General features: G+C 42.7%; 17 protein-coding genes. 6 read left to right on the top strand and 11 right to left on the bottom strand.

Annotated elements, in window-relative coordinates:
- Positions 1-6 precede the first annotated feature (6 nt).
- Both OKX00_RS06440 and OKX00_RS06435 read right to left on the bottom strand, forming a co-directional pair.
- The gene (locus tag OKX00_RS06440) at positions 7-423 is read right to left on the bottom strand and encodes a MerR family transcriptional regulator (RefSeq protein ID WP_265409844.1); all 417 of its coding nucleotides are present in this window, start codon (positions 421-423) and stop codon (positions 7-9) included.
- Positions 424-673: 250 nt separating this feature from the next.
- Complete coding sequence (locus OKX00_RS06435; protein ID WP_265409843.1) at positions 674-2,335, bottom strand: serine hydrolase domain-containing protein; 1,662 nt, start codon at positions 2,333-2,335, stop codon at positions 674-676.
- 312 nt (positions 2,336-2,647) lie between these two features.
- Here OKX00_RS06435 and OKX00_RS06430 point away from each other — a divergent pair, with 312 nt between their 5' ends.
- Together OKX00_RS06430 and OKX00_RS06425 are read left to right on the top strand one after the other, a co-directional pair.
- Complete coding sequence (locus OKX00_RS06430) at positions 2,648-3,070, top strand: hypothetical protein (protein ID WP_062233320.1); 423 nt, start codon at positions 2,648-2,650, stop codon at positions 3,068-3,070.
- Between the two features lie 13 nt (positions 3,071-3,083).
- Complete coding sequence (locus tag OKX00_RS06425; protein WP_265409842.1) at positions 3,084-4,904, top strand: anti-sigma-I factor RsgI family protein; 1,821 nt, start codon at positions 3,084-3,086, stop codon at positions 4,902-4,904.
- Between the two features lie 39 nt (positions 4,905-4,943).
- On the opposite strand, the gene OKX00_RS06420 is transcribed toward OKX00_RS06425, so the two are convergent.
- Entirely contained in the window at positions 4,944-6,032 is a 1,089-nt protein-coding gene (locus OKX00_RS06420; protein ID WP_265409841.1) for a CotH kinase family protein, read from the bottom strand.
- A 147-nt stretch (positions 6,033-6,179) separates the two neighbouring features.
- Positions 6,180-6,506 carry a hypothetical protein gene (locus tag OKX00_RS06415; protein WP_265409840.1) on the bottom strand — a complete coding sequence of 109 codons (327 nt, stop codon included), beginning with the start codon at positions 6,504-6,506 and terminating at the stop codon, positions 6,180-6,182.
- Positions 6,507-6,796: 290 nt separating this feature from the next.
- Between OKX00_RS06415 and OKX00_RS06410 the strand changes: the two genes are divergently transcribed.
- Both OKX00_RS06410 and OKX00_RS06405 read left to right on the top strand, forming a co-directional pair.
- The gene (locus OKX00_RS06410; protein WP_265409839.1) at positions 6,797-7,594 is read left to right on the top strand and encodes a hypothetical protein; all 798 of its coding nucleotides are present in this window, start codon (positions 6,797-6,799) and stop codon (positions 7,592-7,594) included.
- Positions 7,595-7,744: 150 nt separating this feature from the next.
- Positions 7,745-8,524, top strand: a complete 780-nt coding sequence (locus tag OKX00_RS06405) for a potassium channel family protein (protein ID WP_265409838.1) — start codon at positions 7,745-7,747, stop codon at positions 8,522-8,524.
- A 19-nt stretch (positions 8,525-8,543) separates the two neighbouring features.
- On the opposite strand, the gene OKX00_RS06400 is transcribed toward OKX00_RS06405, so the two are convergent.
- The 3 genes from OKX00_RS06400 to OKX00_RS06390 form a co-directional block, all read right to left on the bottom strand.
- Positions 8,544-8,951: a YugN-like family protein gene (locus OKX00_RS06400; protein WP_265409837.1), complete on the bottom strand. Its 408-nt coding sequence runs from the start codon at positions 8,949-8,951 to the stop codon at positions 8,544-8,546.
- A gap of 92 nt (positions 8,952-9,043) precedes the next feature.
- The gene (locus OKX00_RS06395; RefSeq protein ID WP_265409836.1) at positions 9,044-10,393 is read right to left on the bottom strand and encodes a glucose-6-phosphate isomerase; all 1,350 of its coding nucleotides are present in this window, start codon (positions 10,391-10,393) and stop codon (positions 9,044-9,046) included.
- Between the two features lie 154 nt (positions 10,394-10,547).
- Complete coding sequence (locus tag OKX00_RS06390) at positions 10,548-11,711, bottom strand: iron-containing alcohol dehydrogenase (RefSeq protein ID WP_053357355.1); 1,164 nt, start codon at positions 11,709-11,711, stop codon at positions 10,548-10,550.
- 243 nt (positions 11,712-11,954) lie between these two features.
- On the opposite strand from OKX00_RS06390, the gene OKX00_RS06385 reads away from it, so the two are divergent.
- Positions 11,955-12,191 carry a DUF378 domain-containing protein gene (locus OKX00_RS06385; RefSeq protein WP_062233296.1) on the top strand — a complete coding sequence of 79 codons (237 nt, stop codon included), beginning with the start codon at positions 11,955-11,957 and terminating at the stop codon, positions 12,189-12,191.
- A gap of 51 nt (positions 12,192-12,242) precedes the next feature.
- On the opposite strand, the gene yugI is transcribed toward OKX00_RS06385, so the two are convergent.
- The 3 genes from yugI to OKX00_RS06370 form a co-directional block, all read right to left on the bottom strand.
- A complete protein-coding gene (yugI, locus tag OKX00_RS06380) occupies positions 12,243-12,641 on the bottom strand; it encodes a S1 domain-containing post-transcriptional regulator GSP13 (RefSeq protein WP_053357353.1) in 399 nt (132 codons plus the stop codon).
- 183 nt (positions 12,642-12,824) lie between these two features.
- Complete coding sequence (locus OKX00_RS06375) at positions 12,825-14,207, bottom strand: class II fumarate hydratase (RefSeq protein ID WP_265409835.1); 1,383 nt, start codon at positions 14,205-14,207, stop codon at positions 12,825-12,827.
- A gap of 671 nt (positions 14,208-14,878) precedes the next feature.
- The gene (locus OKX00_RS06370) at positions 14,879-15,049 is read right to left on the bottom strand and encodes a sporulation protein YjcZ (RefSeq protein WP_265409834.1); all 171 of its coding nucleotides are present in this window, start codon (positions 15,047-15,049) and stop codon (positions 14,879-14,881) included.
- Positions 15,050-15,223: 174 nt separating this feature from the next.
- Here OKX00_RS06370 and OKX00_RS06365 point away from each other — a divergent pair, with 174 nt between their 5' ends.
- The gene (locus OKX00_RS06365) at positions 15,224-16,096 is read left to right on the top strand and encodes an alpha/beta fold hydrolase (RefSeq protein WP_265409833.1); all 873 of its coding nucleotides are present in this window, start codon (positions 15,224-15,226) and stop codon (positions 16,094-16,096) included.
- Between the two features lie 12 nt (positions 16,097-16,108).
- On the opposite strand, the gene OKX00_RS06360 is transcribed toward OKX00_RS06365, so the two are convergent.
- Positions 16,109-17,248: a conserved virulence factor C family protein gene (locus OKX00_RS06360; protein WP_265409832.1), complete on the bottom strand. Its 1,140-nt coding sequence runs from the start codon at positions 17,246-17,248 to the stop codon at positions 16,109-16,111.
- Positions 17,249-17,258: the final 10 nt, after the last annotated feature.

The following is a 17,258-nucleotide window of genomic DNA, read 5'->3' as shown; positions in this document are numbered from 1 at the left end:
CCCAAGTTAGACATTCAGCAGGCTTTCGACTTTTTGGATTAAATCTTTCAATTCATCCTGGAAGGACTTCATCTTTTCCATTTTTTCCTGAAGCATATCCCGCTGTTCTATAAGCCCGACTGCAATCTCCTCTAATTCAGCCTGCTGAAAGGTCTTGTCCCTTGACGTTTCGTACTGTTCTTTATGTTCCAATATGCGTTCTTTAATGCTTAGAAAATGCTGAAGCTCCTGTAAAGAAAACCCTAGCACTTCTTTCGCATCAACTACTCTTTTTATCTGCTGAACATCCTTTTCAGTGTATAAACGGACCTGTCCGTCACTGCGTTCTGGCGGCTGTATGAGCCCAATCTCCTCATAATAGCGGATTGCCCTTTTGGTAATCCCGGTAATCTTTGCAACTTCGTCGATCTTAATCGAGTTCACCGGTATCACTTCCTTAAAAAGGTATACATTTTGTGTTACGTTGACGTCAACGCAACTTGTTGCCTGCTGGACTTCTGAAGTGGGAAGGCGCCGCAGAGCACGAGTAAATAGTTCGGATTTTCAACGGATCAATTCACGCTGATTAAGGCTCAATAAAATCTGTTTCCGCTCAAATCCCTCACCACAAACTGCCAATCCCCAGCAACAACTAAAGAACCGCCAAAAAAGGGCGGTTCTTCTTTTAATTCTATTAATAGTTTCGCTGCGACCATTGGTTTTCTGTAATTTTGCTGTGAATTTCTCTGTCAGAGGTGCTCATAGCTTTTAGATCTTTCACATACCAGCCTCGGCCATTGACAGAAGCATCTGTTTTATAGAGAAAACGGACAAATTTGCTGTTCGATGGAAGAACTGCAGTCTGCTGTTTCCATCCGGCGCTTTTGCCTGTATATGTCTTTTCTGACTTCTGCCAAGTAACACCGTCTGCCGATGCTTCAACAATTCCGTTGTCGCTTCCCTTTTCAATCTCATACCAGGTCTGGAAGCTTATGCTCGCTGCCGGTTCGCTTAGTTCATAAACTAGTGGACGGGAAAGGGAGTCACCATAGCCGGCAAACCACGCTTTTCCGTTGCCTTTTAATGGAATTGAAATGGAGTCAGCGGCTGAACGTGCCACTTCCCTGCGGACAAGATTCAACGATGGTGTGTTTCTCGTCGGATGTACCCTGTTAGTCAGGGTCAGCACAATCATTTTGTTTTTCGGGCTGACGACCATTGTTGTTCCAGTAAAACCAGTATGCCCAAGGGTGTCAGCGTCAGAAAGAGCATCCATGTACCAGCCTTGATCCAGTTCCCAGCCTAGTCCATGTGAATCAGCGGGAAACTGCGGAAGCTGATTTTCTTCAAGCAGTTCGACAGTAGATGGCTTTAGGATGGTCTTATTTCCATATTTTCCTTTTTGCAGAATCATATGAGCAAATACAGCCAAGTCATGTGCTGTGGAAAAGACACCAGCATGGCCAGCAACACCATCAAGTGACCATGCATTTTCATCATGCACCTCACCCCACACAATTCCCCGGTTAATATAAGGTTCATATTCGGTGGCGGCAATCCGCGGTTTTAAATATGCAGGAGGATTGTACATCGTGTCCCTCATTTTCAGCGGGTCTGTGATCACTTCTTTTACGTATTGATCCAATCGTTTCCCTGATAGCTTTTCCACAAGAACGCCCAGGGTGATCATATTCAAATCACTGTATGTATAGGTTGTACCGGGCGCATTCTTTAAAGGATGCGTCAGCGCAATATGGAGACGGTCCTCTCTGTTGCTTCCCATCTTATATAATGGAATGAACGGCTCAAATCCCGAAGTATGAGTAAGAAGCTGCCGGATGGTCACGTTTTCTTTTCCATTTTCCTTGAACTCAGGAATATAATCAGCCACACGGTCATCCAATTTGAATTTCCCTTGTTCATACAATTTCATAGCGGCTGTGGTCGTGAAAATTTTACTGATGGATGCAAGATCAAAAATTGTATTCCTTGTCATTGAAACCGGATGTTCCATTTCTGTGAATTTATCATCGGTATAGCGGGCGGCATAGCCGTAAGCATCCCATTTAGCAATCGCCCCTTTTCTGGCAACCAATACAACTCCGCCAGGCAGCATCTTCGTTTCCATCGCTTTGTTCATGGTCGCATCGATGATGTTTAACGATTCTGGGTGAAGCCCTGCACTTCTCGGAGTTCCGTTATGGATGACTGGTGAAGAAGGGCCAGGATGGTTCCAGTCATTTTGCTGATGATCGTGCTTTGCACTTTGTTCCTTAGCCATTACAGGAACCCCTGCAGATAGAGCAAGATTGATTCCCAACAGAACTGCTGCTGGCTGTTTCCATCTTCTTAACATTGTAAATCCCCCATTTTCAGAATATTCACTTCTTTAAATAAAGGGTAGCAACGTTATACTAAAAAAGCCATGCCGCGAAGGTCCTGATCTATATTTTTCCATTTCCTATTTTCCCATAACTTTCTTGTTTAATAGCCTTTTAATCTATTAAATATATTAGACTTTCTTCCCCCTCACAAATCAACAAAGCATGACTATTGTACCTGTTTTTTTCATGGTTTCCATACTATAATCTGATAGTTAATATTTTCTAAATATAGGTTTATAGACGAGAACAACAAATGTTAAGAATGGAGAAATGGAGGGTGGTTTATGATCAGCTGGCTTAAAAGAAGGATATTCATTTCAAATACATACACATTGCCGGATAATGCCAATCCCATAGCTACCAGATCTTCAGCGGCAGCTTGTCTTGAGCCCAAAACCATTTCACCTGACAAAGAAGTTGAACACTATAAAAGCAGGCTTTTGCAATTTGGGATTGATATATGCCAGATGCCGAAATGGACACCCCAAACCAAGAATAGAAGAAAAGAAGCCTTCATCATCGCCTCATACATAGCTAACGACATCGAACTGCGATCATTTTTTCTTAATAAAAAAAGTCTGCCAACCTCCCAGCTTTTAAAAAATTTTCAAAAGAAGAGCATCACTCGATATGCCCCCTATATTATCGCTACGGCTCTTATTGTGATTGAAGACTATCATTATCTTAAAGGCTATTTGCCAGAATAGGAGGCCCCTTTCGATGACTAAGGGAATTGTGGTAGAAGTAAACCGTCGCCATTTGATCGTTCTGTCAGAAGGCGGCATATTTCGTAAAGTTAAAATTTCAAATAAGCAATATTCAGTAGGCAGTGATATTTACTTACCAAACGAACTGGAAAAACAACGGACGTTCCGGCTTCCCACAATTAGCTGGAAAACAACGACAGTGTTTATGATGACCTTCATCTTGTTATTTTTCCAATTTTCTCCTTATACAGGACAAGGAGTTTACGCGTATGTAGGAATTGAAATGAATCCGAGCATCGAGCTTGAAATTGATGGTGACATGCTCGTTCAAAATATCACTGCTTATAATTCGGACGGGAAAAAGCTTCTTGCTATTCTTGAAGATTGGCAGAACCAGCCGATAGAAGAGGTTACCGAAAAAATATTTGAGATCTGCAGAGCAAAAGGGTTTATTAAACCAAATCAGGAAGTAATCGTCACGACCACGATCAATAAAGATGTTTCAAAAGAAACACAGCGAAAGATTGAACAAAAAATCAATTCTTTGATGGAAAAAAAAGCGCAGGAAAATAAAATTGACATGACTTCATTAATCATGTCAAACCAAGAACGGAAACGTGCTCAGAAAATTGGTGTTTCACCAGGGAAATATGCGATCTTCATCGCTGCAAAAGAAGCAGGAATCGAGATTACAAAAGCGGATATCAAGCAAAAAAGCATTCAGGAACTGTCAGAAGTGGTAGGCCCGATCAGTGATCTTCTTTCTACAGCACAATCTCGTGAGTATCCCCATGTTGCAGTTTTTGTTCATAGTGAAACGATTGAGGGACAAGGGGAAGAGAATGCTGAGCCTGTCTATGCGAATTCCATTACCATTGCAGCTGTTCCAAACATAGTAAAAGTTCCAGTATCAGAAACGGCTGAAAACCTTCCAGCTGCTGCATCTGGTGGAAGTTCAGATCAAAATCAGACACCAGCAGCAATCAGCACGCCAGATCCTTCTGCAGGAAGTGTTCCTGCACCAACTGAGCAGCAAGGAAAGGCACCGGCAGCACCTGAGCCTGCCAAACCATTTGCACCTGCCGTAGAATCTTCCAAACTTACTGGTCCAGTGCCTGCTGCAAACTCTAAGCCGTATGTTATTCCTGCAGCACCTGAAAAAGAGAACAGCAAGTCGGTCACCGAAGATAAAGATCCTTCCCCTGTTACAGTCCCGGCGAGGGAAAAAGAGGGAACCAAAAACACAACACCTCCAGCGGACGTACCAAAGGTGAAAAAAATTGATTCTTCTTTACCAGCGGTACCTAAAGAGACAAAAGCTGAGTTTCCTCCAGCTGCCGGTCTTCCTAAAGAAGAACCTAAACCGGAAGTTGAATGTGATAAAGGCGAAAACAGGGGTACTGACTCAGCCAATGACCATCAAGAGTCAGCGCACCCGAATCATGATTCTGAACCTGCCGCAGAACCTGCAAACGCTGTCCAGCCTTATGCAGCATCAGGCTTATCCGCTTACAGAGCGCCAGCCCAAGAAGCAGAGCAAAAAGACAATCAAAATGAGCCATCTTCTTCAGCTGAGGAAGTAACTTCTTCACCAGAGGCCGATTCTCATGAATCAGCACCTGCAAAAAAGGATACAGATACCGCTGTTCAAAAAGAACCGCCTGCAGCATCGGAAACACCAGCTGCCGAACAAGATAACAGCTTAGCTCCAGCTAATCCACCAGCCGTTCAAGAAGAACCGCCTGCAGATGCTGAAACTTCAGAGCATAGCGATGAAACTCTAAATCAAGAATCAGCTGAAACTGCAGCCCCTCTCGTCAACGAGGCTGCTTAAAAAAATCCTGTCTGAACATTATTGTTCAGCAGGATTTTTTTATTGCAGACGCGTAAGCCGTTTCTTTAAATATTTATTTCTGTTTTTGATGAAGGCTAGAATAAATTCCGGCTCTTCATCAAAAATGGACAAAGACCGGTGTTTATATGGGTCTTTCACGAGATGCGGCCGCAAGGACTGGTGTAAAGCAAGGATTTTTTGTTCCAAAGCCCTGCAAGTAAAGGCATCGTCCAGTACCTCTTCCATGATCCTTTTATACTGGCGTTTATAAGGCTTATGAAGCAAGAGCCGTGCTGTCAGTGTGTTATAGCCTTCAATCGGTACATATTTATTTCCCATGACATCACCGTGGATGTCTCTACCCCACGTTGCATCATAATCCCAAGGCAGGATTTCAAAGCGTTTGTTCTCTCCATTTTTATATAACGCGTAATTATGGATAAAGCCGTCAAAATTTTGTGTACAGACCGCACCTGCAAGCCACCTGAAATATTGATCGATATCCAGGAGGGGTTCAATTCGCGAAGGAAACTCTTTTTCAGATGAATTTAGAATACAATGCATAAGTTCACGGAGGTTTTTGAACGATTTGTTCGGATCAAATTTTATCTCATAACCTGCTGTTACTGATCTCTTTTCTTTTCCAGTCGTCGGATTATACTTCGAAAAGTTTGCGTTTTCAGAGATCGCATAATAAATACTTCCTGCCGGCAATCCCCGTTTCTTTAAGAATTTCTGATCAACTGACTCAAGCTGAAGATAAACTCCTTGATAAAGCCCATTAATATACAATGTAACGTGCTGTGCTTCAGGTGACAGGACCCCGATATCACGAAAAAAATCCAAAGAAAGCTTATTTCTTATGAGAGACGGGTCATTGTATTCTGCATTCAAATGAATCCTTCTCGCTCCAAAAAAGGATTGAGATTCCATAAACAAAAGATCATAGGATTTTTTTGGAAATGAGCGGATATGGGCACCTCTGTACTTAATCAGCATTTCATATGGTTTATCCCCTGCTTTAATGACACCAGCAACAGCCTCGTTTGCCCATTTTCCTTTCTGAATCCATTTTACTCCCTTAAAGGGAACAGAAATATTGTACTCTGGTATAGCATTATTTTGCATTTCTTCATTCTCCCCATCGTTGATACTTATCTCTATGATGAAGAGAATGCATGCGCTACATTCCAAGGTTAAAATGGGGCTGGTCAATTGTACTAACGCCCAAGCACTAATAAAAAATCAACGTACACTATGTTTGAAAAGAGATTGCTAAGTTATCTTCTTTTCGCCTACCAAAGGTATAGGAGGTTCAAGCATGAGCGTATGGCGTAATGATCCGTCTGAATGTTCAAGTGGAAGAAGCAGTAAGCGTTCTGGAAAAAAATCCAGCAAAAAGTCTGGAAAACGTTCCGGAAAGCGTCCCGGGAAGCGTTCTGGGAAACGTTCTGGGAAAAGATCAAGCAAAAGATCAAGCAAGAGATCCAGCAAGAGATCCAGCAAGAGATCACACAAGAGATCACACAAGAGATCACACAAGAGATCAAAGAAAAGAAGTTCATCTTCTTCCAAACACTGTTGCAAGCGCAGTTCTTCCAAAAAGCGTTCTTCTCATAAGAAGACCTGCAAACAAAGCTCGTCTTCTTACGTTTTAGATTGCAAAAAAGTGAAGAAAAAAAAGAAACGTTCAAGTTCCTGCCACTAAAAATACTATTATTTTAACGGATAGAGCTTTGAGCTCTATCTTTCTTTTTATCCCGGGAATAGTAGGCAAATGTTTCTTTTTCATAGAAAGAGGCGCTTGTACCAGCGCCGAATGATGCTTGTTTACATATATACATACTATGCAACAACAAAAATGAATCTAAAGTTCTGAAAGGAGAACATGAATGTCTGACTATTATATCCAATCGTTGGTTGGCAGAAGGATAAATGTTAATAAAGGGGGGCCAGAAGCCAAAGCAGGGGAATTGCTTTATAGCGGCTATAACTATGTTGTTGTAGGTACAGATAAGGATGGCGTGGTTTATTATGCGACGCGTCACTTAAAGAGCTTTGGAGTGGTAGTCCAAAGTGACAATGAAACAGGATACGGCGATGAAAATGCCCTTCGCACATGGGATTATTTCAAACCTTCCTGCTTTTCAGCCATTTTGGATAACATGCTTGGCGAGAACATCCAGATTAACCGAGGCGGTCCTGAATCAAGACAAGGGAAACTTCTTTTAAGCACTTATGATTATATCGTCCTGGCAACTGAAAAAGAAGGGGCTGTATATTATAAGACCGAACATGTAAAAAGCGTGAGTGTCGTTCAACGGAAAGCGGACGGAGAAGGAAATACTGAATCCAGCAATGAAAGCGGTAGAACGACCAGCAGAGCTTCTGGAGGAAAGACTGGAAAAGCGAGCGGAAAACAATCTGGCAAGCAATCTGGCAAGCAACGTTGCGAGAGCAGCAGCCAATCCGCTAACACAATCGCTCCAGATCCAGAGTTTTATCAAGAGTATGGATTCAACGATCTTTTTGACCGCTTAAAACTAAGAAAAGTCAAAATCAACCGTGGCGGTCCAGATGCTATTGAAGGTATGCTAACAGAGTATGTCGGCGGCTATGTCGTTGTGTATGGTGATAAAGAAATTCACCGCATTCTTCCTAAGCATATTAAAAGCCTCAGCTCACTGTAATTTAGCAGCTTACGATAAAGAAAGTCAATTGGGAAATTTCCGATTGACTTTTTTGTCTTTTATCATTTTTCGGAAACATACTGGGCCAGCTTGGTTTTCCCTTACTTATTCTGGGACATACTTGTACTATCTTGCTCAAGGATGTGCTCCATGAAATTCGAGGATTTCTTTTTTTCATACTTGCGTCTTCCAATGCTGATTCGCTTGTTCAGCATCATCGGCTCACTGATGATTTTGTTTGGTGTTCTCATCCATTTTTTAGAGCCGAAAAATTTCCCTACTGTATTTGAGGGAATCTATTGGTCCGTCATGACAGCGGCAACTGTAGGATTTGGAGATTATGTTCCAAAGTCATTTATAGGCCGGTTTATGGCCATCCTCCTTGTTTTTTTTGGCGGTTCTTTTATCGCCTTTTTCACTGTCCAAGCCGCTTCAGCTGTAATTAAAAGGCAAAATAAATACAAAGAAGGGAAATTAATGTTTAACGGAACCGGACATTTATGTATTGTCGGATGGAATGAGCGGGCTAAGCAGACCATCAGCACCCTTGCCAAAGAACCGACAAGACTCACGATTATTCTTATAGATTCATCGCTGAACGAAAATCCCTTATCGAAACAGGGTGTTCTTTTTATAAAAGGCAGCCCGGCGCAAGACCAAACATGGGAGATGGCCAACATTAAACAGGCAAAAGCTGTCCTTCTGACCGCCGACCAAAACATGAAAGAAGCAGAAGCCGACATGCACACCATTCTTTCCATTATTACGGTTAAAGGACTCAACCCTACTGTACATGTTATGGCTGAAATATTGACGCCTGAGCAGCAGAACAACAGCCTGAGAGCCGGTGCTGATGAATTAATTAATACAACATCTCTTGCCAGTGACTGTATGGCCCAGATTAGTCTTCAATCCATAAGAGAAGGGTAAGGAACATGTCCTTACCCTTCTAATCAGCCAACAATTGAGACTCTGTTTTTTCAATAAGCTTTTTGCCAATCCCAATCCATTTGTCATCGATCGACGCATCAGGGTCCTGGGGTTCTGAAAACTGATTTAAGCTTCCCGACAGATTCCCTACACTGACATTGTCATCGAGGCCAATCTGATATTTATGAGCCAGAAGAAACGGTTCTCCCATGGTCACCATTGCCCCTTGGTCCCCGATTTCTTTTTCATAAGCGGTAAATGGAACTCTGACAAACGTATATCCGACTTCATCATCCAGTTTATAGTCAAAATATCCGTGATCATAATCCCAGTTGCCTCCAATGGTATACCCGAGTTGTTTGAGCTTGTCCTCCAGTTCATTAAAAGCAAACACTTCATTCTCAAGCTTACTTTGTAATGGAATCATGCTTATCTCCTTTTAGAGTAACGGTTTACCTTTTATCATCTCCAAAAGTATAAAAAATAAAGCTCCTGTCTGGGTAACAGGAGCTTTATGGATTAAAGGCGTTTTTCCAATTCTTCTTTTTCCTTCTCAAAGCCTGGTTTGCCGAGCAGCGCAAACATGTTTTTCTTATAGGCTTCCACCCCAGGCTGATCAAACGGGTTCACTCCGAGAAGATAGCCGCTGATGGCACATGCTTTTTCAAAGAAATACACAAGGTAGCCAAAATGATATGGCGTTAATTCTGGAATAGTAACAATTAAATTCGGTACTCCGCCGTCGGTATGTGCAAGCAAAGTTCCCTGGAATGCTTTTTTGTTGACGAAGTCCATTGTTTGTCCAGCAAGGAAATTCAATTTATCAAGGTTTTGATCGTCTTCCTCAATCTTAATTTCTTCTCGTGTATTCTCTACATTCAGTACAGTCTCGAACAGATCTCGGCGTCCTTCCTGAACATATTGTCCCATAGAGTGAAGGTCAGTGGAAAAGTCTACAGACGCAGGATAGATCCCCTTGTTGTCTTTTCCTTCACTTTCACCAAACAGCTGTTTCCACCATTCAGAAACATAATGTAATCCTGGCTCATAGTTCACCATCAATTCAATGGTTTTCCCTTTGTTATACAGAGCATTTCGTGCAGCTGCATACTGGTATGCTTCATTTTCAGCAAGATTCGGATTGGAATAATCCTTGCTTGCTTCTGCTGCTCCATTCATCATTTCATCAATGTTTACTCCGCTTACTGCGATTGGAAGAAGACCTACAGCTGTTAATACAGAATAGCGTCCTCCAACGTCGTCAGGAATAACAAAGCTCTCATAGCCTTCTTCATCCGCCAGCGTTTTCAGTGCACCTTTTGCACGGTCGGTTGTTGCATATATACGTTTGCGTGCTTCTTCTTTTCCATATTTCTCTTCAAGGAACTTGCGGAAAATACGGAACGCGATTGCAGGTTCTGTTGTTGTTCCAGATTTTGAAATGACGTTCACGGAAACATCCTTGCCTTCTAGTACTTGGAACAAGTCTTTAACATAAGTAGAAGAGATGTTTTGGCCTGCAAAAATAACCTGAGGAGTCTTGCGGTCTTCTTTAGAAAGCATATTGTAGAACGAGTGATTGAGCATTTCAATTGCTGCCCTTGCTCCAAGGTAAGATCCGCCGATTCCAATAACGATCAATACATCAGAATCACTTTTGATCTTTTCAGCACTTTTTTGAATACGGGCGAACTCTTCTTTATCATATGCGGTCGGAAGGTCAACCCATCCTAAAAAGTCGCTTCCCGCTCCAGTTCTATCATGGATTTGCTCGTGTGATGCTTTTACTAATGCAGAAAAATTTGATACTTCTTGCTCACCTAAGAAAGGCAAAGCTTTGCTGTAATCAAAATGCAGTTTATTAGCCATGTCTTAAACTCCTCCGTTTTTTGTTCTGGTTTCTTTTACTTTAACCAAATAAAAAAAGTTAATCAAGAAAACGGCAGCTTGAAAACGCTTACTCCAAGTTTTCGTAATGTTCTTACTTATTGCAAATAAAAAAGAGGGGAAGCTCCCCTCTTTTTTATAGAGACATGCGAAGGATTTCTAAAACATCCTCTTTGTTAAGCTTTTTAAAGTTGCCAAACTCGCCATTTGCCATCGCTTTATCCGCGATCAGATCAAGTTTGGAATCATCGATGTCATAATCAGCAAGACGGTTTGGTGCACCTAAAGATGTCCAGAAAGCAGACAGCTTGTCGATCCCTTCAAGTGCCACTTCACGATCTGATTTCCCTTCTGTATCCACGTTAAATACGCGAACAGCCAGTTGCTTCAAGCGCTCTGGACCTTGATCAAGTACATGGCGAAGCAAGTTCGGGAACAGGATTGCCAGACCACCGGCATGAGGAATATCATAAACGGCTGAAACAGCATGTTCAAGGTTATGAGTGGCCCAATCGCCTTGTACACCCATTGCAATAGTTCCGTTCAATGCCATTGTCCCATTATATAGAATGGTCTCACGAAGGTCATAATTCTCAAGATCTTCTACTAATTTTGGAGCTGCTTCCATTACCGTTAATAGAATAGATTCTGCGAAACGGTCTTGAAGATGAGCATTTTCAGTATGGTTCAAATACGTTTCCAGCACGTGCGACATCATGTCTACCATGCCATAAATCGTATGGTCTTTTGGCACAGTAAAGGTATTGACCGGATCAAGAATAGAAAACTTAGGGAACACAAGCGGACTTCCCCAGCCATACTTTTCATTGGTCTCCCAGTTGGTAATAACAGATCCAGCGTTCATTTCAGAACCTGTTGCTGCAAGAGTAAGAACTGTACCAAACGGAATGGCTTCTTTAGGAGTGCTTTTTTTAGTTACAAAATCCCAAACATCTCCGTCATATTTTGCTCCTGCCGCCACGGCTTTTGTACAGTCGATAACACTTCCGCCTCCGACTGCAAGAATGAAATCAATATTGTGCTCCTTACAGATTTCCACACCTTTTTTTACGGTAGTTAATCTCGGATTCGGTTCAACTCCTGATAATTCATGAACGTCTGCACCGATCTTGTTGAGCTCGGCTACTACTTGATCGTATAGACCGCTGCGTTTAATGCTGCCACCGCCATAAACAAGCAATACCTTCTTGCCATAAGGCTTCATTTCCGCAGACAGCTGGCTAAGTTGCCCTTTCCCGAACACTAAACGGGTTGGATTATAATACGTAAATGAATTCATTTATTTACCCTCCTTGATGTTCCAATACTTTCGTTAGTATTATCTATCAGGGTGAAATTAAAAGTAAAGAAATCGGCTTTAAACATTTTCTTGATGTACAAATATTAAACAAAAGATTGAACAAATATTGAATTCTATTCAAGATAATGTTTATATTCGCCTTGAAGGTGGAAATGTATAATCGTAACAGAAAGAAGTCATCCTATTACTGCTATCTATTTAATTCCCTTAGGAGGTAATACCATGAATGGATTACAGCGGACTGCCTTAGCACTAGTTATTATTGGTGCCATTAACTGGGGTCTTATTGGATTCTTCCAATTTGACTTAGTGGCAGCTATCTTCGGTGGTCAAGATGCAGCTCTTTCCCGCATCGTTTACGGATTGGTTGGTTTATCCGGTTTATATTGCCTGACTCTTCTTTTTGCTCCAGCACATGAAGTTGAACGTGAGGACCGCATCGAAACAAATCGTGTTTAATAAAATTAAAAAATAAAAAAGGTTCTTCCTCATAGGAAGAACCTTTTTTATTTACTTCTTAAGACGTTTGTTCAGTTGAGCTTGACGGTCAGTTGACTCTTTCAACCACTCTTTAAGCTTTGCTTCAAGTGTGTTGAAACCTTTGGAAGAGTCTTGAGCCGCTTGCTTCTTTGGTGCAGGACGGCGTTCCTTTTTAGGGGCTTGAGCCGGAGCTTCTTGAGTTTGACGAATGGATAAAGAGATCTTTTTAGAATCTTCGTCAACAGAAAGAATTTTAACCTGAACAACATCTCCCACTTTTAATACGTCGTTAATATCTTTAACAAAGCTATGAGAAACCTCAGAGATATGAACTAATCCCTGAACTTCGTCGTTTAAAGCGACGAAAGCACCAAACGGTTTAATTCCTGTTACTTTACCTTCAACGATGCTACCTACTTCAAAATTCATGAAAACACTCCTAACTATTTTTTAACCTATTAAGTATAACACATACAGAAAATAAAATAAAACGTATGAAACAGGATAAAACGTCCTGACCATACTCATTTTCGTGCAAATAGGGCATAAGAATGACATTTGCATCATTCCCATACCCAATTTTGCATGAAAAGGAAACTTTTTTCTGTAAAATTAGACCAGTTTTTCTGGATTTAACAAGGAATCCGCTTCTTCTTTTGTAACATATCCCTTTTCCACAGCCACTTCTTTTACCGTCTTACCCGATTTATAGCTTTCTTTTGCTACCTCGGCTGCTTTTTCGTAGCCCGTTTTTGGATTTAGTGCTGTGGCAATCGCAAGGCTCTGTTCCATCAGTTCTCTGATCCGGCCTTCATTGGCTTCCAGTCCATTGATACAGCGATCGGTAAACACGCTCAATCCTGAAGACAGGATGGTGATGGAGTGAAGAAGGTTTAAGCCAATGACCGGCATCATCACGTTAATCTCAAGCTGGCTGCCGATTCCGGCAGTGGTGATGCATGTATCATTGCCGATGACCTGCGCACAGATCATGTACATGTTTTCAAGGATGACCGGATTTACTTTCCCCGGCATGATGGAAGAACCGGGCTGTACAGCGGGTAAAATGAGTTCTGAGATTCCTGTTCTCGGACCTGAACTGAGCAGGCGAAGGTCGGACGATATTTTTATAAGATGAATGGCTAGTTCCTTTAAATGGCCGCTGATCTGGATAGCTGCCCCGTTATTCTGCATAAAGCGGAAACGGTCAGTCGGTGCTTTAAATGGAAAGCCTGATCTGTCGGCAACCTCTTTGATGGCTCTTTCAGCATATTCCGGATGGGCGTTGATTCCCGTACCCACAGCATTTCCCCCAAGGCCAATCTCAAAGAGGAACGGTTCACTCTGTTTTAATGCATCATAAACTTTTTGCAGACTTTCCGCATACCCTCCAAAGGAATGGCCAAGCCGCATGGGAACCGCGTCCTGGAGGTGGGTCCTGCCTGATTTGATAATGTGGTGAAATTCGTTCTGTTTGTTTCTGAGCGCTTTAATCGTTTTTTCAAGTGCCGGGTATAAATTTTGATACAGCTCTTGTGCTGCGGCAATATTGATGGCCACATGTATCGTATCATTTGTTGACTGTGCCATGTTCACATGATCGTTCGGATGGACCTTGCTCCAGTCCCCTTTCGAACCGCCAAGAAGCTCTGAAGCCCTGCTGGCGATGACTTCATTGGCATTCATGTTCTGGGAGGTTCCTGCTCCTGCCTGATACGCATCAACGACAAATTGATCCTTCAGCTTGCCTTCCATTATCTCCTCTGCTGCCTGGATAATCGCGTTTGCCTGTTTTTCCTCAAGTTCACCGCAATCTCTATTTGCTGCAGCTGCACTCGCTTTAATAATCGCCTGCGCTTTTACAAAAGCGAACGGCAGCCTTTGCCCGCTGATTGGAAAGTTCTCGACCGCCCGCTGCGTTTGTGCTCCGTAATATGCCTCCTTGGGCACCTTCACTTCCCCGAGTGTATCCTTTGCAATCCGATATTCCGTCATGACCACATCTCCTCTCTATCGCGGTGCCTTATCGCGGTGCCTGGCACCCGCTTTTTGTGGCATCCGCTTTTTGATCCTTTATTACACATTCTCTGTATTCCCTTTTTTTCTTTTTTTTATGGTTTATCTTTTTGCGGAGCTGTCCATAATGATAAGACAGCATTCAATATTCCCCCTTTTTCTTTTGGCAGGCATGCCACCACATGCCTGTTCTTTTTTGTCCTTTTCTTATTCGGGCAGATCTCCCGCGCATACACGATGCAAACAAAAAAAGCCTCCCATGTGCAGAGACCTTGTACATCAACAGTATTATTCAGAAGATGCCCGGTTCGTCCTTTTTTTATGTAAGGCGATCACCCTGGCTGGAGATTTTTTAATTTTTCGGTGTTCCGTCCGAAAGCCTGCCTTTTTTTGTTTCATGAACGTTGCTTTTGAAATAGGACGGGGACGGGACCACGAAATAGACTCCGGATTTTTCCAGGAATCATGGGTAATCAGCTCGGTTTTGTAATAATAACAATTCCCGCTTAAGTATTCTTCACATATATATAATACGGTGTGTTTGCTATGCATCCGCTTTTCGCTCCATTTTTTGATACATTATCCCCTTTTTGATCCGCTTTATTCATGGAAAGAGCCTGAAGCTTAAGATCTTCAAGCCCTTCACTTCCTTATCTAAAGAACCACCATAAAGCTCCAACGATAAGGAGAAGTATAAATATGATAATCAAGACAGCCCATATCCAGCCCCAACCAAATCCAACGCCGCCGCCACCGCCGCCAACACCATAGCCGTAGCCATAGCCATAGTACGGAAAACCGCCACCATAAGGATATGCCATATTACAAACCTCCTTCATCTGTTGCGTCCTACACACTAATAAAATATGTAAGACCAGGGTAAAAAGGAATAGAGGCAAGTGCGGATTTTGTGCCTGTTCAAGGAAATTATTTCTTTTGTAAACGAAATAAGATTGGACAAAATAAACGAGACGTAAAGATGATGGAGGAATGCAATGGAAACGAAAACTCAGCCGCTGCTTACTCCGGCATATCGGAAAAGAATAGGGGAAGTCGATCTGTATTATGAAGATTTTCAGCATAAGAATCCTGATGCACAAGTCCTGATCTTAATTCATGGGTTTCTTTCTTCCACCATCAGTTTTCGGCAGCTGATTCCCCATTTAACAGAAGATTATCATGTAATTGCCATTGATTTGCCGGGGTTCGGTAAAAGCGAAAAGTCAAAAACGTTTAAGTATTCACTGGAAAGCTACGGAAAGCTTGTTCTCTTGTTCATCAAAGAAATGGGCTGGAAAGATGTTGTCCTTATCGGCCATTCCATGGGTGGCCAGGTGGCTCTTCATGCATCACGGCAGGATGGGAAACTGATCAGTAAGCTCGTGCTCCTCGGCTGCTGCGGTTACATCAAACGGGCGCGGTCTACCATGATCTGCTGCTCCTATCTCCCTTTTTTCTCCTGGGGATTAAAGAGATGGGTGCTAAAAAAAGATCTTCGCAATAATTTAAGCGCTGTCCTTCACAACATTGATCTCGTAACAGAAGACATGATCAAGGAATACCGGGCACAATTTTTAGAAGACGGGTTTTTTGACAGCTTGATTCGTCTGCTCCGACACCGTGAAGGAGATTTAAAACCATTTGAACTGAATACAATTGTCCATCCCATTCTGCTCATTCACGGCAATGATGATAAAGTCATCCCCCTCACTACGGGAAAAAGACTTCACAGTGATTTAAAAAATTCAAGACTCATCGTCTATAAAGATGCCGGACACCTCATCATGGAGGAAAAACCGTTAGACTTGGCAAGAGACATCAAACAATTCATCTCCAGCGAAAAAGAAGCGCTTCAGACCTCCGTCTGAGCGCTTCCCATTTTATTCGTTGTTTTCCCTGCTTTTCATCATCTGCTGCCAGACTGAACCTGCAGCTTCTTCCCCGCTCTGAATGCGTTCAAGCGCAATCTTTGCCTGGAGACGGACTTCAAACTCTGGATCGTCTTCTGCGTCTTCCAATGCCGGTATGGCCGTTTCGTCCCCTACTTCAAACAGGAATCGGGCTGCACGCCAGCGGACTAACTTGTTTTTGTCATTAAGCGCTTCACACATGGCAGGAATCGCACTCGGATTCCCGAGGTCGGATAAACAGTCTCCTGCCGTTCGGCGAACCGCGACATTTTTATCTTTTAACCCGGCATAAAGCAGCGGAAGAACTGCTTCATCTTCAATCATACCAAGATACACGACAGCCAGGCGCCGGATTGAAGGCTTCGGATCCTTCAGTGCCTGCTTTAACACCATAATATCATTGACCGTCGGGTTCATGCGTTCTAAAGCCGCATAACGGGTCTGCCAATCTTCATCCTGCATCTTTTCGGCCACTTCAGTTGTAGATACTTCTTCTTTCGGCGCCTCTTTTCCGGATTCCATGGAAAAAGCCTGTTCCACGAGCTTTTGAACCCGTTCTTCATCATAAGCGGCTGAAATCTCTTCAACGACTTCTTGTCCGATTTGTTCAAACGTCCCGTATCGAACACCCTGCTCTACCCATTGACGTTCCATCACAAGATTATCAGATGATTTTTGTGCTTCCAGTGCTGCGTTCATAAACCGCTCTGGAAGGCCAGCTCTCCGTTCTTCATTTTCAGTTTTCAATTTCACCTGCATCGGCAAACCCCTGAACATTTGAATCAGGACGGTAATTTCCAGGTATTCGTCTTCCTTTTTCTCCTGTCCGGCCGCCTCAGACTGCTGATCGTCTGAATCTCCGAAGACTTCTCGGACACCAGCCAGCACATCTTCCCAATCAGCCCGCGGATGGCGGTCAAGTGCAATAAAATCTGCCACATGGTAAACGCTTTTCACGCCCTCCACCTTAAAGATTTCTTTAATATAGTCAGGTGCATCATCAAGGTTTTCCTTCGTGTAGTTGTAGCGCTCGTTACCCGGCAGTGCTTCATCCATGTTAATTTTCATGGAGTTCGGACTTGGTGTCGGTTCAATGCCTTTAATCTTCAATACACTCACC

The sequence above is a fragment of the Fictibacillus sp. KU28468 genome, assembly GCF_026153615.1.
GTDB lineage: Bacteria > Bacillota > Bacilli > Bacillales > Fictibacillaceae > Fictibacillus_C > Fictibacillus_C marinisediminis.
The sequence above is the reverse complement of the archived record's forward strand: the minus strand, read 5'-3'. Positions and strand labels throughout refer to the sequence as shown.